Origin of the sequence: Enterobacter sp. DSM 30060 (assembly GCF_013375955.1) — a bacterium.
Lineage (GTDB): Bacteria > Pseudomonadota > Gammaproteobacteria > Enterobacterales > Enterobacteriaceae > Enterobacter > Enterobacter intestinihominis.
The window spans coordinates 913,740-933,729 of sequence record NZ_CP056118.1; the positions used below are offsets into that span (position 1 = coordinate 913,740).

20 protein-coding genes are annotated in these 19,990 nt (G+C 55.9%); 12 read left to right on the forward strand and 8 right to left on the reverse strand.

Features of this window, described 5'->3' with window-relative positions; genetic code table 11:
• Positions 1-3 precede the first annotated feature (3 nt).
• Genes pgaB through pgaD form a run of 3 tightly spaced genes read left to right on the forward strand, consistent with a single transcriptional unit; the run spans position 4 to position 3,696 of the window.
• Positions 4-1,941 carry a poly-beta-1,6-N-acetyl-D-glucosamine N-deacetylase PgaB gene (gene pgaB, locus HWQ15_RS04325; protein WP_063148707.1) on the forward strand — a complete coding sequence of 646 codons (1,938 nt, stop codon included), beginning with the start codon at positions 4-6 and terminating at the stop codon, positions 1,939-1,941.
• A complete protein-coding gene (pgaC, locus tag HWQ15_RS04330; protein ID WP_022649386.1) occupies positions 1,934-3,265 on the forward strand; it encodes a poly-beta-1,6-N-acetyl-D-glucosamine synthase in 1,332 nt (443 codons plus the stop codon). Before pgaB ends, pgaC begins: the two co-directional genes overlap by 8 nt.
• Entirely contained in the window at positions 3,262-3,696 is a 435-nt protein-coding gene (gene pgaD / locus HWQ15_RS04335; RefSeq protein WP_063148708.1) for a poly-beta-1,6-N-acetyl-D-glucosamine biosynthesis protein PgaD, read from the forward strand. The genes pgaC and pgaD overlap by 4 nt, the downstream gene beginning before the upstream one ends.
• 52 nt (positions 3,697-3,748) lie before the next feature.
• Here pgaD and gss read toward each other — a convergent pair whose 3' ends face one another.
• Positions 3,749-5,611, reverse strand: a complete 1,863-nt coding sequence (gene gss / locus HWQ15_RS04340) for a bifunctional glutathionylspermidine amidase/synthase (protein ID WP_063148709.1) — start codon at positions 5,609-5,611, stop codon at positions 3,749-3,751.
• Between the two features lie 183 nt (positions 5,612-5,794).
• Here gss and yghU point away from each other — a divergent pair, with 183 nt between their 5' ends.
• Together yghU and fucR are read left to right on the forward strand one after the other, a co-directional pair.
• Complete coding sequence (gene yghU / locus HWQ15_RS04345) at positions 5,795-6,661, forward strand: glutathione-dependent disulfide-bond oxidoreductase (protein WP_023306934.1); 867 nt, start codon at positions 5,795-5,797, stop codon at positions 6,659-6,661.
• A 76-nt stretch (positions 6,662-6,737) separates the two neighbouring features.
• Complete coding sequence (gene fucR / locus HWQ15_RS04350) at positions 6,738-7,487, forward strand: L-fucose operon activator (protein WP_038416725.1); 750 nt, start codon at positions 6,738-6,740, stop codon at positions 7,485-7,487.
• Positions 7,488-7,489: 2 nt separating this feature from the next.
• Here fucR and HWQ15_RS04355 read toward each other — a convergent pair whose 3' ends face one another.
• Together HWQ15_RS04355 and yghX are read right to left on the reverse strand one after the other, a co-directional pair.
• Positions 7,490-9,037 carry a methyl-accepting chemotaxis protein gene (locus HWQ15_RS04355; RefSeq protein WP_063216181.1) on the reverse strand — a complete coding sequence of 516 codons (1,548 nt, stop codon included), beginning with the start codon at positions 9,035-9,037 and terminating at the stop codon, positions 7,490-7,492.
• A 113-nt stretch (positions 9,038-9,150) separates the two neighbouring features.
• Positions 9,151-10,038, reverse strand: a complete 888-nt coding sequence (gene yghX, locus HWQ15_RS04360) for a YghX family hydrolase (protein WP_063148711.1) — start codon at positions 10,036-10,038, stop codon at positions 9,151-9,153.
• 82 nt (positions 10,039-10,120) lie between these two features.
• Here yghX and HWQ15_RS04365 point away from each other — a divergent pair, with 82 nt between their 5' ends.
• Positions 10,121-11,170: an aldo/keto reductase gene (locus HWQ15_RS04365; protein WP_063148712.1), complete on the forward strand. Its 1,050-nt coding sequence runs from the start codon at positions 10,121-10,123 to the stop codon at positions 11,168-11,170.
• 113 nt (positions 11,171-11,283) lie between these two features.
• Here the strand turns inward: HWQ15_RS04365 and HWQ15_RS04370 are convergent, their stop codons facing one another.
• On the reverse strand, positions 11,284-11,772 hold the full coding sequence (locus HWQ15_RS04370) for a TIGR00645 family protein (RefSeq protein ID WP_006811956.1): 489 nt from the start codon (positions 11,770-11,772) through the stop codon (positions 11,284-11,286).
• Positions 11,773-11,815: 43 nt separating this feature from the next.
• Positions 11,816-12,319, reverse strand: a complete 504-nt coding sequence (locus HWQ15_RS04375; protein ID WP_023298598.1) for an ESA_00282 family adhesion-associated protein — start codon at positions 12,317-12,319, stop codon at positions 11,816-11,818.
• 102 nt (positions 12,320-12,421) lie between these two features.
• Between HWQ15_RS04375 and HWQ15_RS04380 the strand changes: the two genes are divergently transcribed.
• Both HWQ15_RS04380 and HWQ15_RS04385 read left to right on the forward strand, forming a co-directional pair.
• Complete coding sequence (locus HWQ15_RS04380) at positions 12,422-12,826, forward strand: hypothetical protein (RefSeq protein ID WP_023330187.1); 405 nt, start codon at positions 12,422-12,424, stop codon at positions 12,824-12,826.
• The gene (locus tag HWQ15_RS04385; protein ID WP_023330188.1) at positions 12,819-13,256 is read left to right on the forward strand and encodes a hypothetical protein; all 438 of its coding nucleotides are present in this window, start codon (positions 12,819-12,821) and stop codon (positions 13,254-13,256) included. Before HWQ15_RS04380 ends, HWQ15_RS04385 begins: the two co-directional genes overlap by 8 nt.
• Before the next feature lie 91 nt (positions 13,257-13,347).
• Here the strand turns inward: HWQ15_RS04385 and exbD are convergent, their stop codons facing one another.
• Together exbD and exbB are read right to left on the reverse strand one after the other, a co-directional pair.
• Positions 13,348-13,773 carry a TonB system transport protein ExbD gene (exbD, locus tag HWQ15_RS04390; protein ID WP_023298601.1) on the reverse strand — a complete coding sequence of 142 codons (426 nt, stop codon included), beginning with the start codon at positions 13,771-13,773 and terminating at the stop codon, positions 13,348-13,350.
• A 4-nt stretch (positions 13,774-13,777) separates the two neighbouring features.
• Positions 13,778-14,509, reverse strand: a complete 732-nt coding sequence (exbB, locus tag HWQ15_RS04395) for a tol-pal system-associated acyl-CoA thioesterase (RefSeq protein WP_023298602.1) — start codon at positions 14,507-14,509, stop codon at positions 13,778-13,780.
• Positions 14,510-14,760: 251 nt separating this feature from the next.
• On the opposite strand from exbB, the gene metC reads away from it, so the two are divergent.
• Both metC and yghB read left to right on the forward strand, forming a co-directional pair.
• Positions 14,761-15,948, forward strand: a complete 1,188-nt coding sequence (gene metC, locus HWQ15_RS04400) for a cystathionine beta-lyase (protein WP_063148713.1) — start codon at positions 14,761-14,763, stop codon at positions 15,946-15,948.
• A gap of 142 nt (positions 15,949-16,090) precedes the next feature.
• Positions 16,091-16,750, forward strand: coding sequence for a DedA family general envelope maintenance protein YghB (yghB, locus tag HWQ15_RS04405; protein WP_015571869.1), 660 nt, complete (start codon positions 16,091-16,093; stop codon positions 16,748-16,750).
• 45 nt (positions 16,751-16,795) lie between these two features.
• Here the strand turns inward: yghB and HWQ15_RS04410 are convergent, their stop codons facing one another.
• Positions 16,796-17,695: an AraC family transcriptional regulator gene (locus HWQ15_RS04410; RefSeq protein ID WP_017382749.1), complete on the reverse strand. Its 900-nt coding sequence runs from the start codon at positions 17,693-17,695 to the stop codon at positions 16,796-16,798.
• Between the two features lie 195 nt (positions 17,696-17,890).
• Between HWQ15_RS04410 and yqhD the strand changes: the two genes are divergently transcribed.
• A complete protein-coding gene (yqhD, locus tag HWQ15_RS04415; protein ID WP_023330190.1) occupies positions 17,891-19,054 on the forward strand; it encodes an alcohol dehydrogenase in 1,164 nt (387 codons plus the stop codon).
• A gap of 105 nt (positions 19,055-19,159) precedes the next feature.
• Positions 19,160-19,987 carry a 2,5-didehydrogluconate reductase DkgA gene (gene dkgA, locus HWQ15_RS04420; RefSeq protein WP_023306942.1) on the forward strand — a complete coding sequence of 276 codons (828 nt, stop codon included), beginning with the start codon at positions 19,160-19,162 and terminating at the stop codon, positions 19,985-19,987.
• Positions 19,988-19,990 lie beyond the last annotated feature (3 nt).

A 19,990-nucleotide genomic window follows, 5' to 3' on the forward strand; every position in this document is an offset into this window, starting at 1 on the left:
AATATGCTGAATACACGTTTTTCTGTAAGCCTGATCGTCATCGGCTGGCTCTGCCTCAGCGCGAGTCTCTGCGCGCAGCCGCTCTCCTTTATGGCTCCTGAAGAGAGGCCGCAGCTGGAGGCCAGCAAACCCTGGCCGGAGAATCAGTTTCTGGTCCTGGCCTACCACGACGTCGAAGATGATGCTGCCGATCAGCGCTACCTCTCCGTTCGCACCAGCGCGTTAAACGAGCAGATAAGCTGGCTTTTGCACAACGGCTATCACGCCATCAGCGTGCAGGACATTGTGGATGCGCATGAAGGAAAAAAAGCGCTGCCGCCGAAAGCCGTTTTGCTCAGCTTCGACGACGGCTACAGCAGCTTTTACACCCGCGTCTGGCCCCTGCTTCAGGCCTGGAACGTTCCTGCGCTGTGGGCGCCGGTGGGCAGCTGGGTGGATACGCCGGCAAATCAAAAAGTTAACTTCGGCGGTCTGATGACGCCCCGCGATCGGTTCGCGACATGGGACATGGTGCGCGAGCTCAGCCGCTCCCCGCTGGTTGAAATCGGCTCGCATACCTGGGCCTCGCATTACGGCATCCCGGCCAACCCGCAGGGAAGCCGTGAACCCGCTATCGCCAACCGTTTTTTCGATAACGCGACGGGGCATTACGAAACCGATGAACACTTCAACCAGCGGATCGCCGCAGACGTACGGAAAGTCACCGAAAAAATCACCCAGGTGACGGGAAAAGCGCCGCGTGCCTGGGTGTGGCCCTATGGGGCTGCCAACGGTACATCGCTCGCTATCGCCCAGAAACAGGGCTATCAGCTGGCCTTTACCCTGGAGGACGGGCTGGCAAACGTGCGCGACCTCGGCAACATCCCGCGCCTGCTGATTGCCGGAAATCCGTCGATAAAAACCTTTGCCAACACGGTTAGCCGCGTTCAGGAGTTTGACCCGGTGCGCGTCATGCATGTTGATCTCGATTATGTCTACGATCCCGATCCGGCCCAGCAGACGAAAAACATCAATAAACTCGTCCAGCGGGTCTACGACATGAAAATCAGCCATGTGTTTCTCCAGGCGTTTTCGGATCCGCGGGGCGACGGCAGGATCGGCGCGCTCTATTTCCCCAACCACCGGCTTCCGGTCCGGGCCGATCTTTTTAATTTTGTCGCCTGGCAGCTACAAACCCGCGCGGGAGTGAAAGTCTTTGCGTGGATGCCGGTCCTCTCTTTCGATCTCAGTCCAGCCCTGCCGCGCGTGCAGCGCCGGGATCGTCAAACGGGAGAGTTGACCGTGGCCGCCGAGCCCTATATCCGGCTCTCCCCCTGGAGTCCGCAGGTTCGCCAGCAGGTGACGGAGATCTATGAAGATCTGGCCCGCTATGCCAGCTTCAACGGGATCTTGTTCCATGACGACGCGGTGCTGACGGACGTTGACGATGCCGGGCAGGAGACGACGCGCCAGAAAAGCCAGCAGCTTATCGGGTTTACCCAGGCCCTGAGCCAGGCGGTGAAAAACATCCGTGGCCCGCAGATCAAGACCGCGCGCAATATGTTCGCCCTCCCCATTCTGCAGCCCGAAAGCGAAGCGTGGTTTGCGCAAAATCTGGATGATTTTCTGGCGGCCTACGACTGGACGGTGCCGATGGCAATGCCACTGATGGAGTCCGTCCCGGCAGAAGAGAGCAATGCCTGGCTGACGCGTTTAGTCAACGCCGTCGCCGCACGCTCCGGCGCGCTGAATAAAACGATTTTTGAGCTACAGGCCAGGGACTGGGCGCAGAAACCGCAGCGTGCCGTAGCCGATGAACGTCTGGTGGAGTGGATGCAGGTGCTCCAGCTGAACGGCATCAAAAATTACGGTTATTACCCCGACGACTTCCTCAACAACCAACCTGATATTTCGCGTATCAGGCCTGAATTTTCTTCGTACTGGTATCCTGACAATGACTGATCGCATTATCGCCTTCTCTATTTTGTGTCTGGTATTCGGGTTGCCGTTAGGCGTAGCCGCGCTGTTTACCGGCGAACTGATTCTGGACTTTGTCTTTTTCTGGCCGCTGTTTATGTCCGTGCTCTGGGTAACCGGCGGCCTCTATTTCTGGTTTCAGCTTGAACGGCACTGGTCGTGGGATAACGCAACACCCGCGCCTGCCTTAGCCGGTGAACCGTTAATCTCGATTCTTATTCCCTGCTTTAATGAGGAACGCAACGCACGGGAAACCATTAGCGCCGCGCTGGGTCAGCGGTACTGGAATGTTGAGGTTATCGCCATCAACGACGGCTCTTCGGACAATACCGCGCAGGTGCTGCATCAACTGGCGCAGGAGCAGCCGCGCCTGCGGGTGATTAATCTCGCGGAGAATCAGGGGAAAGCCGTGGCGCTCAAGGCTGGTGCGGCGGCGGCCCGGGGCGATCTGCTGGTCTGCATTGACGGCGACGCCCTGCTCGATCGCGATACGGCCGCGTATCTGGTGGCACCGCTGATTCAGTATCCCCACGTTGGGGCCGTCACCGGAAATCCGCGTATTCGCACGCGCTCAACGCTGATTGGTCGTATTCAGGTGGGCGAGTTTTCTTCCATTATTGGTCTTATCAAGCGAACGCAGCGGATCTATGGCCGGGTCTTTACGGTCTCCGGCGTCATCGCCGCCTTTCGCCGACAGGCGCTGGCGGATGTCGGGTACTGGAGCCCGGATATGATCACAGAGGACATTGACATAAGCTGGAAGCTTCAGCTGCGCCACTGGGATATCTTTTTCGAGCCGCGGGCGCTGTGCTGGATCCTGATGCCGGAGACGCTCAAGGGGCTGTGGAAACAGCGTCTGCGCTGGGCTCAGGGCGGTGCAGAGGTGTTTCTGGTTAACCTGCGCAAAATGGCCCGCTGGGAGCATCATCGGATGTGGCCCCTGTTTCTCGAGTACGCGCTGTCAACGCTGTGGGCGTTTGCCTATGGAGCGACCGTGGTGTTGTTCATTCTTAGCCATATTATCCCTCTTCCCGCGAACCTGGCCGTTGCGAGTCTGTTTCCCCCGGCGTTTACCGGGCTGCTGCTGGGGGTGATGTGCCTGCTGCAATTCCTCGTCAGTTTGTATATCGAGCGGCGCTACGAGCGGAAAGTGGCAGGCTCGCTGTTCTGGGTGATTTGGTTCCCGATGGTGTACTGGATGATTGGCCTGTTTACCACCCTCGTGGCATTTCCGAAAGTCATGCTTAAACGTAAACGCGCCCGCGCGCGCTGGATCAGTCCGGACCGGGGAAAAGGGAGCATTCAATGAACGAGAATACGTTAATTTTGACTGAACATCGGCTGGCACCGCGTCTTTTCGATGCCGCATTAACGCTGATAGCCTGGGGAGGATTCCTGTTTTTCCTGTATGCCAGGCTGTGGATGCAGTTAACCGAGGCGAGCGATCACCGCTGGAGCGTGATTATCGCCTCCTTTAATACAGTGCTGGTTTATCTGCTGATTGCCGCGTTCAACGGCTGGCTGCTGATCCTGTGGTATCAGTACAATCGCCGCCGCGCGCATGTGAGGCGGCGTCATCCGCAAATGTTGCGCCATGACGAGCTTGCCCAAAGTTTTAACGTCACGCCGCACATTATGTCCGAGATGAGCCAGTACAACCTGCTGACGGTCTATCATGACCAGATCGGCCGCATCATTGATCTGAAGATCAGCGAGCAGCAGGTCGAGGAAGAAGAGTAATAAAAAGCCCCCGCAGCATACCCTGCGGGGGCTTTTTTATAACAGGGAGACGTTATTTATCCTTCACCACAATCAGCGGTTCAATATCGCTCTCTTTCTTCACCACCAGCGAGTCATCCCCACGCAGACAGGTTCCGCCATAGTTTCCGCCCACGGTAAAGGTGCAGACCTGTATGTATCTGCCGTCAACCTTTGGCAGGCACCATAGCTGCTGGTAGATATTTTTGCGGTCAACAAACTTGCCGCTGGACTGGTCCAGCAGTTGATCCTGGGCGCCGATCAGATCGATATTGCTCCCGCAGCGTCCGGCTATCGGTTTAACGGCATAGCCTGTCCGTTTCAGCAGCGCATTCACCTCAAAATCGGTATCCAGCAGGTAACGGTGGTTCGGGAACAGCTGCCACAGCACCGGCAGGATCGCCTTGTTACCTGGGATCACCGTCCACAGCGGTTCAAAGACCAGCACTTCCGGGCGCAGCAGGACGTCAATCAGGCGCACTTCACCTTGCGGGTGACCGGTACGGATGGGCACGGCGGCGTACTCGGTTTCGCTCACCTCGCGGATCTGCTCGATCGCCGTTTCCCACGCCCAGGTTTTCCATACGCAGTTGACGTGACGGCCTTCATCATCAATCAGTTGCCCGGCAGCATACCAGCTCAGCGCGCCCAGTCCATGCAGGATTTTGGTTTCAAACCCGGCCTGGATCAGCGAGCGCTGAATAAAGAGCGCGTGGTAATCCTCTTCGATATCGTTGTCCTGCATGATATGGACGAACGGCCGCGCGTGGCTGTGCTTCCAGGCGCCGGTCAGCTCCTCCAGCAAGCCTTCCGCCGGATTGTGGCCGGTGCCGCGATAGCCGTTTTTCACCCACTCTTCAAGAATCAGCCCGCCCTCGGTATGGCAGGAGGCGGAATCCGCGTTGTACTCGTAAACCTTAATGCCGCGCTCATCCATGCAGAAATCCATACGACCGGTGATCATATGGTGACGACGCCACTGCCACGAGAGGCGCAGACGCGGCCAGAGAATTTTCGGGATGTCGAAAAGCGCGAGTAAGCTGTCGTCTTTCAGCACCTTGTCGGTGGCATGAAGGTACATCAGGTGCAGTTCGTTGGTGGCTTTGATAAGCTCCTGCTCGGCACTTTCGGTAATGGTGAAGTACTGGCAGGGATCGTTGTTAATAACGTGGCCATTCGCGCGAACGTACGCCTGTTGCAGGGCGTCGTTTTCATTGAGCCATTTTCCGTCGAACTGACGGTTGTTCTTCAACCGCGCGCCGCTGATTTTCAGCAGCTCACCGTCGATCTCCGGCTGAGGAATACTGTGTTCCGTCTCCTCCGTCTGGATCATCCAGCCGAGGATCTCGGTATCGCTGAACGTATCATGAAGCGTATAGCAACCGTTCTCAACGCTCAGACGCAGCTCGCGCGTCCACTGCTGCCCCATCGGCAGCGGAGAGTGAATAACGTTCTGCTCGGCAATGCGCACTCTGTCGTCCAGCAACTGGGTGATGACGGCGACGTGGCCGGTCTCTTGAAATTCACCGCCCTTTTGCCAGATGAGCAATGCACCGGCCTGCGGCGCGCGCTTCGAGCCATTAGCAAAGGCCTGTAGCGGCAGGATGTTGTCATTCACCACCTGGCGTAAAAAACGCAGGGAGAAGATCTCCCACGCCATCCCGACGTCGGTAAAGACAAACCCGTGGTTGAGAAACAGGAAACGGCGCGCAAACTCAACGCACTGCCATTTATGGCCCATGTATTCGTTGCCGATATAGCTGCGGAATTCCGCGTCTTCCGGATAGTGACGCGGATCGAGACTGCCGTAATTTGAAGAGTAAATCGCCACGCCACCCGGCGCATAGCCTAATAACGTCCCGAAGGGTGCGTCACTGCTTAACGTTCCTTTACGCATGTGTCCAACCTAAAACAGGCAGGCGGCAATTTTTTTGTGGGGTTGTCGTCGTCTGCACGTTGTAATTAACTGACAGAGGTGGCGTTATCATACACCCGCCCTGCCCATTACGCTCGCATCGTTAAACGGTTCCCCTATCTCCTGCTACACTGCCTCAACACAACACCAAAAAGGCAGGCCAACATGTCAGATAACACCTATCAGCCACCGAAAGTGTGGGAATGGAAACAGAATAACGGCGGCGCGTTCGCCAATATCAACCGTCCCGTCTCGGGCGCTACGCACGAGAAAGAGCTGCCCGTGGGCGAGCACCCGCTCCAGCTGTACTCTCTGGGTACGCCGAATGGACAGAAAGTTACCATCATGCTGGAAGAGCTGCTGGCGCTGGGCGTGACGGGCGCGGAATACGACGCATGGTTAATCCGCATCGGTGAGGGCGATCAGTTCTCCAGCGGTTTTGTCGACGTGAACCCGAACTCGAAGATCCCGGCACTGCGTGACCACTCCACCACCCCGCCGACGCGCGTCTTTGAATCCGGCAATATCCTGCTCTATCTGGCCGAGAAATTTGGTCACTTCCTGCCAAAAGATCCGGCAGGACGAACGGAAACCCTGAACTGGCTGTTCTGGTTACAGGGCGCGGCCCCGTTCCTCGGCGGCGGTTTTGGCCACTTCTATAACTACGCGCCGGTGAAGATTGAGTACGCTATCGATCGCTTCACCATGGAGGCTAAACGCCTGTTCGACGTGCTGGACAAGCAGCTGGGGCGCGGTCGTTATGTAGCGGGTGAGGAATATACCATTGCGGATATGGCAGTCTGGCCATGGTTTGGCTGCGTGGCGCTGGGCAGCGTCTACAACGCCGCCGAATTCCTCGACGCCGGGAAGTACACCAACGTGCAGCGCTGGGCAAAAGATGTGGCGAATCGCCCGGCCGTTAAACGCGGGCGCATTGTTAACCGCACCAACGGCGAGCTGAACGAGCAGCTGCATGAGCGCCATTCAGCGAGCGACTTCGATACCCAGACGGAAGATAAACGTCAGGATTGACCCATGACCGGGCGGTTCGCCGCCCCTCTTCTGCGATGAGAAAAATGAGTCAGCACGCGTGAGCAAGGATCCTCGAATGTCAGACCAGACGCTAAAAGCGACCCGACAGCAGAGCATCATCACCCTGCTGAGTAAAAGTGACTGGCTGACCACCGATGCCCTGGCTGAAAAGCTCTCCGTCAGCAAAGAGACGATCCGCCGGGATCTGAAGTCGTTACAGCAGCAGGGGAAACTTCTGCGCCAGCACGGGCGTGCGCGTCTGATTCACCCGGACAGCCGCGACAGCGGTGAACCCTTTGGCGCACGCCTGAAAAGCCATTATGCCGACAAAGCCGATATTGCCCGACACGCGCTGGGCTGGATCAGCGAAGGGATGACCATCGCCCTCGACGCCAGCTCGACCTGCTTTCATCTGGCGCGCCAGCTTCCGGATATCGAACTCACCGTGTTTACCAATAGCCTGCCTGTCTGCCACGAGATGGCGAAGCGCGAGCGGATCACGCTTATCTGTTCCGGCGGAACGCTTGAGCGTAAGTATCGCTGCTATGTTAATCCGGCGCTGGTGACGCAGCTTAAAGGGCTGGAGATCGATCTGTTTATCTTCTCGTGTGAAGGGGTTGATGAGCATGGCATCCTTTGGGATCCGTCCGAGCACAACGCGGGCTTTAAGGCGCTGCTGTTAAACCGGGCCAGCCAGTCGCTGCTGCTGATCGACAAAAGTAAATTTATGCGGGCAAGCGAAGTGAAAATCGGTCAGCTGTCGCAGGTGACACAGATTATTCAGAGCGATAAATGTCAGGCCGCCAGAGACGGCCTGACGCGATGATGTTACGCGGAGAGACGGAACTTCTGCACTGAGCGCTGGAGTTCTTCGGTCTGCCGTTCCAGTGCGGCCGCAGCGGCGGAAACCTGCTCCACCAGCGAGGCATTCTGCTGGGTCACGCCGTCCATCTGCGTGATGGCTACGCCGACCTGAGAAATACCTTTGCTCTGCTCCTCTGACGCGGTGGCGATCTGCTTCATAATGACAGTCACCTCCGTCACGTCGCGCAGGATAGCTTCCATCGTCGTGCCGGTATCGTTCACCAGCTGCGCCCCCTGCTCCACGCGGGCAACGGAATCCGCAATCAGCCCTTCGATCTCTTTTGCCGCATTCGCGCTGCGGCTGGCCAGATTACGCACCTCACCCGCCACGACAGCAAAACCGCGCCCCTGCTCCCCGGCCCGAGCCGCTTCCACCGCGGCGTTCAGCGCCAGAATATTGGTCTGGAAGGCGATGCTGTTGATAACGGTAGTGATTTCAGCAATTTTCTGCGAGCTGTCCGAAATGCCGCTCATGGTCGTGACCACATCGTCTACCAGCGACCCGCCGCGTCTGGCCGTACTGGAGGCGACATCCGCAAGCTGGCTGGCCTGGCGCGCGCTTTCGGCGTTCAGCTTCACCGTTGCGGTAAGCTGCTCCATGCTGGCCGCGGTCTCTTCCAGCGCAGCGGCCTGCTCTTCGGTACGCGAAGAGAGATCGTTATTCCCGCTGGAGATCTCCGTTGCCCCACGCCAGATATTCTCGCTGCCGGAACGAATCGTGCTGACCGCCTCCCGCAGGCTGTCCTGCATGGCGCTTAGCAGCGGAACCAGTTGCCCCACGCAGTTGCGGCCAATGGGCTCAATCGGCTGGCTGAGATCGCCCTGCGCAATCTGGCGGAACTGCTGACGGATACGCTCCAGCGGTTTTACCAGCAGCGCCACCAGGTAGCGGTCGGTGAACAGCAGGATCAGCAGACCCACGATCGTGGCGGTGATAATCACCGTCCGGGTCATGCTGGTCAGGCTGTCGACCACAACGCGCGTACTGTCGAGCGCCTTCACCGCAGAATTGTTAAAGTTCTCAACCGCGGCGCCAAACGCGCGGCTTAGCGGCGGCGTAACGTTGTTGGCATGCTGACGATAGCCTTCGAGCGTCGCCTGCTTTGCCTGCACCATCTGAGGCGTAACGCCCCGATCGAGCAGCGCCTGCCAGGTGGAAATCACCTGCGCAGAGACCTTTTCATCCATCGGGCCCGGGGAGATAGCCTTCATCTCTGCCAGCTTTTTACTCATGTTATCCAGCGCCTGCTGAGCAGGAGCCAGGTCCGGCGTGCCGCCCGCTGCTTTAGCTTCCATCGCCCGGCTCAGGCGGGTGACGAAACGGAAATACTGATCGTTGCCCTGGCTCAGCACCGTCATTTGCCTGACCAGCTGGCGGTCAACGTCATTACCATCAGAAACACGAGACAGAGACCAGGTGCTGTAAAGCCCCACGCCTGCCCACATGACACAAAAGATCCCCAGTACCGTCAGCATGACGAAACGGATGGTGAAATTACGAAGCATCTTCATTGAGTATTCCTTGCCGTGAGGGTGAATTCGCCCAGAGGCGAGTACTACCCTCGTTATCGGCAGGGACAGGGGAAAAGATAACCCTTTGTGATGATTTATTTAAGCCGGGCTTATCATTCCAGATATTTTTTAAACCAGCTTAACGTTCTCGACCAGGCCAGCTCGGCTGCGGGCTGGTCATAGCGTGGGGTTGAATCGTTGTGAAATCCATGGTTTACGCCGGGGTAGATATACGCTTCATAAACCTTATTATTTGATTTCAGCGCGGCCTCATAGGCAGGCCAGCCCTCGTTAATATTTTTGTCCAGCTCGGCATAATGAAGCAGGAGCGGCGCGCTAATTTTTGGCACATCCTCCACCCGCGGCTGACGACCATAGAAGGGCACCGCGCAGTCGAGTGCCGGATACGCTACGGCGGCGGCATTCGATACGCCGCCGCCGTAGCAAAAACCGGTAATCCCCACCTTCCCGGTGGCTTCCGGATGATTTTTCATAAACTCTATGGCGGCAAAAAAATCGTTCATCAGCCTTGTCGGGTCGACCTTCTGCTGCAAAACCTTTCCTTCGTCGTCGTTGCCGGGGTATCCCCCCACCGAGCTCAGGCCGTCGGGAGCCAGCGCGATATACCCCGCTTTCGCCACGCGTCGTGCCACGTCTTCAATATACGGATTCAGCCCCCGGTTCTCATGCACGACCACTACCGCGGGCGTTTTCGCGGTAGCTTTGGCCGGCTTCACCAGGTAACCGCGCACTTCGCCGTGACCATTGGGCGAGGGATAAGTGATGTATTCCGGAAGAATATCGGGATCGGTGAATTTAACCTGCTCCGCGAGGGCGTAGTTGGGTTTAAGCATATTAAACAGCATCAGCGCCGTTACGCCGCCTGCGGCATAGCGCGCCGCGAGATTCAGAAATTCGCGTTTGCTGATTTTACCGTGGGCGTAATAGTCATAGTAATCAAGCAGCTCTTGCGGAAAATCTTTGGCAGTCAGGCGCGTCATCGCTTATCTCCATGATTTATGATTTGATAAGCTTAGAATAAAAACGCTGTTTCGAAAATTCACCGATAAGAAAGGAGACATCATGTCCTGGCACCCTTACACCAGCCGATACGAAAACATGCAGTACCGATACTGCGGCAAAAGCGGCCTGCGCTTACCGGCGCTGTCGCTGGGTCTGTGGCACAGCTTTGGCCACGTTCAGGCGCTCGATTCCCAGCGCGCGCTGCTGCGTAAGGCCTTCGATCTCGGCATTACCCATTTTGACCTTGCCAACAACTACGGCCCCCCTCCAGGCAGCGCTGAAGAAAATTTTGGCCGCCTGCTGCGAGAAGATTTTGCCGGGTATCGCGACGAGCTGATCATCTCCACCAAAGCGGGCTACGACATGTGGCCAGGACCGTATGGTTCGGGTGGTTCGGGTGGTTCACGTAAGTATCTGCTCGCCAGCCTCGACCAGAGCCTGAAACGCATGGGCGTGGAGTATGTGGATATTTTCTATTCTCACCGCGTAGACGAAAACACGCCGATGGAAGAGACCGCCGCCGCGTTGGCACACGCGGTGCAGAGCGGAAAAGCGCTGTACGTCGGCATATCGTCCTACTCCACGGAACGCACGACGGTGATGGCCGAATTGCTGCGCGAGTGGAAGATCCCGCTTTTGATCCACCAGCCGTCTTACAATCTGCTTAACCGCTGGGTCGACAAGACTGGTCTGCTGGACGCGCTGGAGAAAAACGGAACGGGCTGTATCGCCTTTACCCCGCTGGCGCAGGGCCTGCTGACCGGAAAATACCTGAACGGTATTCCGGACGGTTCACGTATGCAGCGCGAAGGGAAAAAAGTGCGCGGCCTGACGGAGAAAATGCTGACCGAAGCCAACCTGAGCAGCCTTCGTCTGCTGAACGAGATGGCGCACGCGCGCGGGCAGACGATGGCGCAGATGGCGCTAAGCTGGCTGTTGAAAGATACACGTGTAACGTCAGTGCTGATTGGCGCGAGCCGCCCGGAGCAACTGGAAGAGAACGTTCAGGCGCTGAATAACCTGTGCTTTACCGAAGATGAACTGACGCGGATTGACCAGCACGTGGCGGATGGTGAGCTGAATTTGTGGCAGGCGTCGTCGGATAAATAAATAGTGCGGTCCGATGCTTTCGCCCCTCACCCTAACCCTCTCCCCAGAGGGGAGAGGGAACTTGAACACCCTCTCCCCTCTGGGGAGAGGGCAGGGTGAGGGGCGCTGTAAATTTATTTCTTACTGATCTTATCCAGATAGCCCATCACAAACGCCGACAGTACAAACGTCAGGTGGATAATCACATACCACATCAGCTTATTATCCGGGACGTTTTTAGCATCCATAAAGACACGTAACAGGTGAATAGACGAAATCGCCACAATCGACGCCGCGACTTTATTTTTCAGCGATGAGGCGTCCATTTTCCCCAGCCAGTTGAGCTTTTCTTTGTGCTCGGCGATATCAAGCTGAGAGACGAAATTCTCATAACCGGAGAACATCACCATCACCAGTAATCCTCCTACCAGCGTCATATCCACCAGCGACAGCAGAACCAGAATCAAATCGGCTTCTGCCACGGAGAAAATGTTTGGCAGGACGTGGAATATCTCCTGGAAGAACTTGATCGTCAGGGCGACCAGTGCCAGAGAGAGACCAAAATAGACGGGTGCGAGCAGCCAGCGAGAGGCATACATTGCGTTTTCAAAGAAGCGTTCCATAAAATCCTGTCTGCAAACGAAACCAGCGCTCAGTATATCTCAACTATACCTCGTTGGGATCCACATCCGGACGCGCATACTCCGGCCAGACCAGTGCGACCAGTTCCGGGTAGGCTTCCAGGCTAAACTCGCGAAAACACTGGCGCAGATTTAATACGTCTAAATCGGAATACGACACCTTCTCGCCATTCAGACAGCGTTTTTTGATATTGTCGTAATATTTATAGACCGCCGAATTAAGGTCGCTACAGCGGCGCTGCGCGTCGAACAGGCCGGGCGTATCATTAATTTCGGCCATTTTCATTCGCTTAATTGTCGCATGGAGAAAATCGATATATTCGTGATTCACCCGCCAGTACCAGACTGGCGTCACGGCGTTCATCAAGACGGAGAAATGATCTTCCCCCTCCTCTTTGGACATCAATTCAGGCTGCGGTGGTTCACTGGCGTCATTTGACACTTTCGTTTTATTGAACTCTTGCATCAATAAAAGCACGCCAGCGGTCAGTAATAGTAACGTTACGACCGTGAAGAAAATGCTGTTCATGGGTAGGCTCCATTTTTTTTGATTTTAAAATTGCCTCATGATATTGTCAACGAATCTCACCCTTTTTCCAACCCCACCCTTTTGAAATTAAAGGAAATTAAAATGCTGCCCGACAATCTTGTCCCGGCAAAGTACCACATTACGCCTGTGGAACAGCCTTCGACGGAAGCAGATAAAGAGGCGAATTTCACTCAAGGAAAAAGAAAACTCTCCGACTATGAAGCCGATATATTAATTGGTGTTTCACGCACCGGCAAATCCCGTAATATGGTGCTGGAAGAGCACGATCGCCATTTAAAAGAACGGTTATTTCGTGCCATCAAGATTGAAGCCTTAGTTCATCTGCTAAATGATTTACAGGCCGAAGGGGAAATAGATGCCCAGGCTCTAAGTCAAATAATGGCCGAGAAAACACAGCAAATAAATGAAGCTGGCAATGAAATTTGGCTTAACTTAATTACGCGTGAAAAAAGCAATCCCATTTTTTATAACCTGGGGGATGATTAACGTGAATGATGATAGCGGTAATAACGTTTATTTGACTTTAGATGATAAGAAAAGCGATGAATTTATCTTAAAGCAGAATCTCGACGCCCTGAAAAAGATAAAAAATGACGAGATGACGCGAATAACGCAGGACTTGGTTTCGATTCCGGCCACGCTGGTGCGCCTGAAATGGCAGAACCGTCGGGAAATTTATGCCTTGCAGGCCAAAGAGGAGATTTACGGCGCGGTGATGAACGCTATTATTGAGCAGCGCCCTGAGCTTAAAGAGAAGATCCTTGGGCGACTGGAGACGAACTATCAGTACCTGCTGGCACGCGAGACAGCCACCCTGCGCCTGACCCGTAAACTCTCGGAAGGCAACTATCGCACATCAAACGTCACCTGCGTGGCGCTCGATGAAGAGGCGTCAACAACATCTTCTAACTGCTGACAACGTGGTTCGCCCGGCGGCGCTAGCCTGAGATTGTAGGCCGGGTAAGGCGAAGCCGCCACCCGGCACGGAAGGCGGCTTCGCCTTCGTTTTACTTCGCGGCCGCTTTCTCTTCGCCGACCAGACCAATCTTCAGGTATCCCGCCTGATGCAGCGTGTCCATTACCTTCATCATGGTTTCATAATCGACGGTTTTATCCGCGCGGAAGAAGACGGTGGTGTCTTTCTTGCCGCCGGTCAGCTGGTCCAGCGCCGGAATAACCGAGGCATCCGTCACCGGATCGTTGCCCAGGAACATGGACTTATCGGCCTTCACGGACAGGTAGACAGGCTTTTCCGGACGCGGCTGCGGCTGGCTGGAGGACGCAGGCAGATTCACCTTCACGTCCACCGTCGCCAGCGGCGCGGCAACCATAAAGATAATCAGCAGAACCAGCATGACGTCGATAAACGGCGTCACGTTGATCTCATGCATTTCACCGTTATCGTCCAGATTTTCATTAAGACGCATTGCCATACAATCAACCTACGCGTAGTTTGGACGCCGCATGCACCGGTTTAACGGCGCTGGCGTTCAGGTCCAGATCGCGGCTTTGCAGCAGCAGAACCTGCGCGGCAACGTCACCCAGTGTGGCTTTGTAACTGCCAATCATGCGCGCGAAGATGTTATAGATAACTACCGCAGGGATAGCGGCAACCAGACCGATAGCCGTTGCCAGCAGCGCTTCTGCGATACCCGGCGCGACGACCGCAAGGTTAGTGGTCTGCGTCTGGGCGATACCGATAAAGCTGTTCATGATGCCCCAGACGGTACCGAACAGGCCGACGAACGGGGAGATAGCGCCGATAGTCGCCAGGTAGCCGTTACCGCGGCCCATATGACGACCCACGGCCGCAACGCGACGCTCCAGACGGAAGCCGGTACGCTCTTTAATGCCTTCGTTATCTTCACTGCCTGCGGAGAGTTCCAGCTCGTTCTGCGCTTCGTTCACTAACAGGGTAGTCAGGCTTTTCGCATGGAAGGATGAGGTGATATCAGAAGCCTGATCCAGAGAGCGGGCTTCCGCCAGCTGCTTCTGCTCACGCTTGAGGCGGCGTTTTTGTGAAAGAAGTTCGGCGCTCTTGCTGAAGAAGATAGCCCAGGTGATCACGGACGCCAGAATCAGGCCGATCATCACAACCTTAACGACGATGTCAGCATGTTGATACATGCCCCAAACGGAGAGATCCGTCTGCATCAAATTATTACCCACTCTGTATCTCCAGGACGCAAATCACACAATCTGAACGTAATAATATCAAAACGTCGTCGAATTGATAGTAGTTCTCATTAGTATTTACATAGTGCCGTAATTTTCGCTCACTTTCCTTGCGCTTACGCAGTAAAAATTTCTTATGCGAATATTTGATAATATTTTCTGCTTATTCGATAAGCATCCGGATGCACATTCTGACAATCGTGGTAGTCTGGACGTCCAGACGTATAAAAATAGGGTTAGCGAACATGACTAAAAAGCAGCTTGAGACCACGCTGGTGCAGGCAGGACGCAGTAAAAAATACACCCAGGGCTCGGTCAACAGCGTGATCCAGCGTGCCTCCTCGCTGGTGTTTGATACCGTCGAAGATAAAAAAATCGCCACGCGTAATCGCGCGAAGGGCGGGCTGTTTTACGGTCGCCGTGGCACGTTAACCCATTTCTCGTTGCAGGAAGCCATGTGCGAACTGGAGGGCGGCGCGGGCTGCGCGCTGTTCCCGTGCGGTGCGGCGGCGGTCGCCAATACCATTCTGGCGTTTGTTGAACAGGGTGACCACATCCTGATGACCAATACCGCCTACGAGCCAAGCCAGGACTTCTGCACCAAAATACTCAGCAAGCTCGGCGTCACCACCAGCTGGTTCGATCCGCTGATTGGGGCCGGTATTGCCGGGCTTATTCAGCCCAACACGCGCGTTGTGTTCCTGGAATCTCCCGGCTCCATCACCATGGAAGTACATGACGTCCCGGCCATCGTGAAGGCGGTGCGCAGCATAGCGCCGGAAGCGATCATCATGATCGACAACACCTGGGCGGCAGGTGTGCTGTTTAAAGCCCTGGAATTTGACATCGATATCTCCATTCAGGCGGCGACCAAATACCTGATTGGCCACTCAGACGGCATGATCGGTACGGCGGTATCTAATGCCCGCTGCTGGGAGCAATTGCGTGAAAACGCCTACCTGATGGGCCAGATGGTGGATGCCGATACCGCCTACATGACCAGCCGGGGCATCCGTACGCTCGGCGTGCGTCTGCGTCAGCATCACGAAAGCAGCCTGCAAATTGCACAGTGGCTGGCGCTGCATCCGCAGGTGAAGCGCGTTAACCATCCGGCGCTGCCGGGCAGCAAGGGCCACGAATACTGGCAACGTGACTTTACGGGCAGCAGCGGGTTGTTCTCATTTGTTCTTAAGAAGCGCCTGAATGACGCCGAGCTGGCAAGCTATCTGGATAACTTTACCCTCTTCAGCATGGCCTATTCATGGGGTGGGTTTGAATCGTTGATCCTGCCCAATCAGCCGGAGCAGATTGCGGCCCTGCGCCCGGGCGGCGAGGTGGACTTCGAGGGGACCTTAATCCGCCTGCATATCGGGCTGGAAAATGTGGACGATTTAATTGCGGATTTATCGGCAGGATTTGAGCGCATCGTGTAAAGTGCTGGCTGACATGTACTCCCTGGACGCTATTCTGAACACCGCAAGCAGAAAAGTCTGTATGAGATGCGCCTGCGATCAACCCCGACAGGCAAAATTGGGAGTACAATAGCGTTATATCTGCTGTTCCACAGGAAAGTCCATGGCTGTTATTCAAAATATCATCACGGCGCTCTGGCAACACGATTTTGCCGCGCTGGCGGACCCACATGTCGTCGGGATTGTCTATTTCGTGATGTTCGCGACGCTGTTTCTGGAAAATGGATTACTGCCAGCCTCATTTTTACCCGGTGACAGCCTGCTCCTGCTCGCAGGGGCGTTAATCGGCAAGGGCGTGATGGACTTCGCACCAACAATGGTGATCCTCACCTCTGCGGCCAGTCTCGGCTGCTGGCTGAGCTACCTGCAAGGGCGCTGGCTTGGAAACACCCGCGTGGTGAAAGGCTGGCTGGCGCAGCTGCCGCATAAATATCATCAGCGCGCGACCTGCATGTTTGACCGTCACGGCCTGCTGGCGTTGCTTGCCGGGCGTTTTCTGGCGTTCGTTCGCACCCTGTTGCCTACCATGGCGGGTATTTCAGGCCTCTCTAACCGCCGCTTCCAGTTCTTCAACTGGCTGAGCGCCCTGCTCTGGGTGGGCGTGGTTACCACGCTCGGCTACGCGCTGAATATGATCCCCTTTGTTAAGCGCCATGAAGACCAGGTGATGACCTTCCTGATGATCCTGCCGATTTTCCTGCTGGTTGCAGGGCTGGTGGGGACCATTGCGGTGGTGATCAAGAAAAAGTATTGCAGCGCATAAATAAAAGCCGGGTGGCGCTACCGCTTACCCGGCCTCCGTTTCCCCTCACGCTCCCTGCATGGTTCTGATACGTGACGCATCTTCCCCCGGCGTGACGCCGAAGTAACGCTTAAATTCCCGACTAAACTGCGACGCGCTTTCATACCCGACCCGCATCGCCGCGGCGCTGGCCTTCATGCCATCGTGGATCATCAGCATCCGCGCCTTATGCAGACGGTAAGTTTTGAGGTACTGCAACGGCGACGTGCTGGTGACGGATTTAAAGTTATGGTGAAACGCCGAGACGCTCATATTGGCTTCCGCCGCCAGCTGATCAACGCTGAGGTTTTCCGTGTACTGGCTCTCGATGCGCTTCAGCACGCGACTAATGAGGCTGAAGTGCGTTTGCCGGCTTACCAGCGCCAGCAGCGCCCCGCCGCCCGGTCCCAGCAGCACATGGTAAAGAATTTCGCGGATAATCTGCTTTCCGAGAATACGCGCGTCCAGAGGCCTTTCCATCACGTCTAACAGGCGTTCAATCGCGCAGAGAATTTCCTCCGATAAGGTCGCGGAGTTGATACCGCTTGCCGCCATCGACGGCCGGAAAAGTTCGTCCTCCCCAATCTCCATCAGCAACTCCTGCAACTGGAGAATGTCGACGTTGACGCGGATCCCGGCCAGCGGTACCTCCTCTGTCGCGAAAGTTTCACATTCGAAGGGTAAAGGTACTGTCAGAAGCAGATATTCATTGGTGTCGTAACGGAACACGCGCTCATTGATATAGCCAATCTTATGGCCAGAAAAGAGAAACACGATGCCGGGCTGATACATCACCGGGGTGCGCGTTCCGGGCTGGGTACCGTAGAGCAATCGGATATCCGGCAACAGCTCAGCCGAATCATTTCCGTTATCTATCAGTCTTTTAATCTGCGACGTTAGCTGGCGGCAGATGGCATCACGGTTCATTTTCAGTTACTCCGGGTACGGTTTCCGACGCTAACAGTGTGCGCATTTTCTTACCGTTTCTCCAGAGCGCTGTAGAAATGGGCAAGACATCGGCAGGAATGTGCATTGAGAGGATAGCGCCTGCCCGCCACAATGTGCAGCATCAGGTTGCCTTCTGCGCCACCACGATTTTCTACCCACTACAGGGAACAAGCCATGAACAACTTTAATCTTCACACCCCAACCCGCATTCTGTTTGGTAAAGACGCTATCGCTGACCTGCGCGCGCAAATCCCGACGGACGCCCGCGTCCTGATTACCTACGGCGGCGGCAGCGTGAAAAAAACCGGCGTACTGGATCAGGTTTACAGCGCTCTGGAAGGGCTGGACGTACGCGAGTTCGGCGGTATCGAGCCTAACCCGTCTTATGAAACGCTGATGAACGCGGTAAAAATCGCCCGTGAGGAGCAGATCACTTTCCTGCTGGCGGTGGGCGGCGGTTCCGTGCTGGACGGCACCAAATTCATCGCGGCGGCAGCGCATTACGCTGACGGCATCGACCCGTGGCATATTCTGGAAACGGGCGGCAGCGACATCAGCAGTGCGATCCCGATGGGCTCCGTGCTGACGCTGCCGGCCACCGGCTCTGAGTCCAACAAAGGCGCGGTCATCTCCCGTAAAACCACCGGTGACAAGCAGGCCTTTATGAACGAACATGTTCAGCCCGTGTTCGCGATCCTCGATCCGGTTTACACCTATACCCTGCCTGCGCGTCAGGTGGCGAACGGCGTGGTCGACGCCTTTGTTCACACCGTTGAGCAGTACGTCACTTACCCGGTGAACGCCAAAATTCAGGATCGTTTCGCGGAAGGCATTCTGCTGACGCTGATTGAAGAAGGTCCGAAAGCGCTGAAAGAGCCTGAAAACTATGACGTGCGTGCTAACGTGATGTGGGCTGCAACACAGGCACTGAATGGCCTTATCGGTGCAGGCGTGCCACAGGACTGGGCGACCCATATGCTCGGTCACGAGCTGACGGCGATGCACGGCCTGGATCACGCCCAGACGCTGGCGGTGGTTCTGCCTGCGCTGTGGAATGAAAAACGTGACGCTAAACGCGCCAAACTGCTCCAGTACGCCGAACGCGTGTGGAACATCACCGAGGGTTCCGACGATGCGCGTATTGATGCCGCAATTGAAGCCACCCGTCACTTCTTTGAAAGCCTGGGCGTGCCAACGCGTCTCTCTGACTACGGCCTGGACGGCAGCTCCATCCCTGCCCTGCTGGCGAAGCTGGAAGCACACGGTATGACGCAGATCGGCGAGCACGGCGACATCACCCTGGACGTCAGCCGTCGTATTTACGAAGCGGCACGCTAAGCGTTTTTAGGATCCTGACTTTCGTTTTTTGACATTTCGTCCAGACTTAATGCACATCACATCGTCGGAGGTTCCCTCCGGCGATGAGCACCTGAAGGAGGAAAAATGGCAAACCAAACCGTAATCAAGCTACAGGACGGCAACGTGATGCCCCAGCTGGGGCTAGGTGTATGGAAAGCCGGTAACGACGAGGTCGTCTCCGCCATTCATAAAGCCCTGGAAGTCGGCTATCGGTCCATTGATACCGCCGCCGCCTATAAAAACGAGGACGGCGTGGGGACCGCGCTTGCCAGCGCTGGCATTCCCCGCGATGAGTTATTCATCACCACCAAGCTGTGGAACGACGATCAAAAGCGTCCCCGCGAAGCGTTGCAGGAGAGCCTGGAGAAACTCCAGCTCGATTTCGTCGATCTTTATCTCATGCACTGGCCGGTACCGGCTATCGACCATTACGTTGATGCCTGGAAAGGGATGATTGAGCTGCAAAAAGAGGGGCTGATAAAAAGCATCGGCGTCTGTAATTTCCAGGTTCATCATCTGCAACGCCTGATTGATGAAACGGGCGTCGCGCCGGTGATTAACCAGATTGAGCTACACCCGCTGATGCAGCAGCGCCAGCTTCATTCGTGGAACGCCACGCACAAGATCCAGACCGAATCCTGGAGCCCGCTGGCTCAGGGCGGCGAAGGGGTGTTTGACCAGAAAATTATCCGCGAGCTGGCGGATAAGTACGGCAAAACGCCGGCGCAGATCGTCATTCGCTGGCATCTGGATAGCGGTCTGGTGGTGATCCCGAAATCGGTCACGCCATCGCGTATAGCCGAGAACTTCGACGTCTGGGATTTCCGCCTGGATAAAGACGAGCTGGGTGAAATTGCGAAGCTGGATCAGGGCAAGCGTTTAGGGCCGGACCCGGATCAGTTCGGCGGGTAGTTT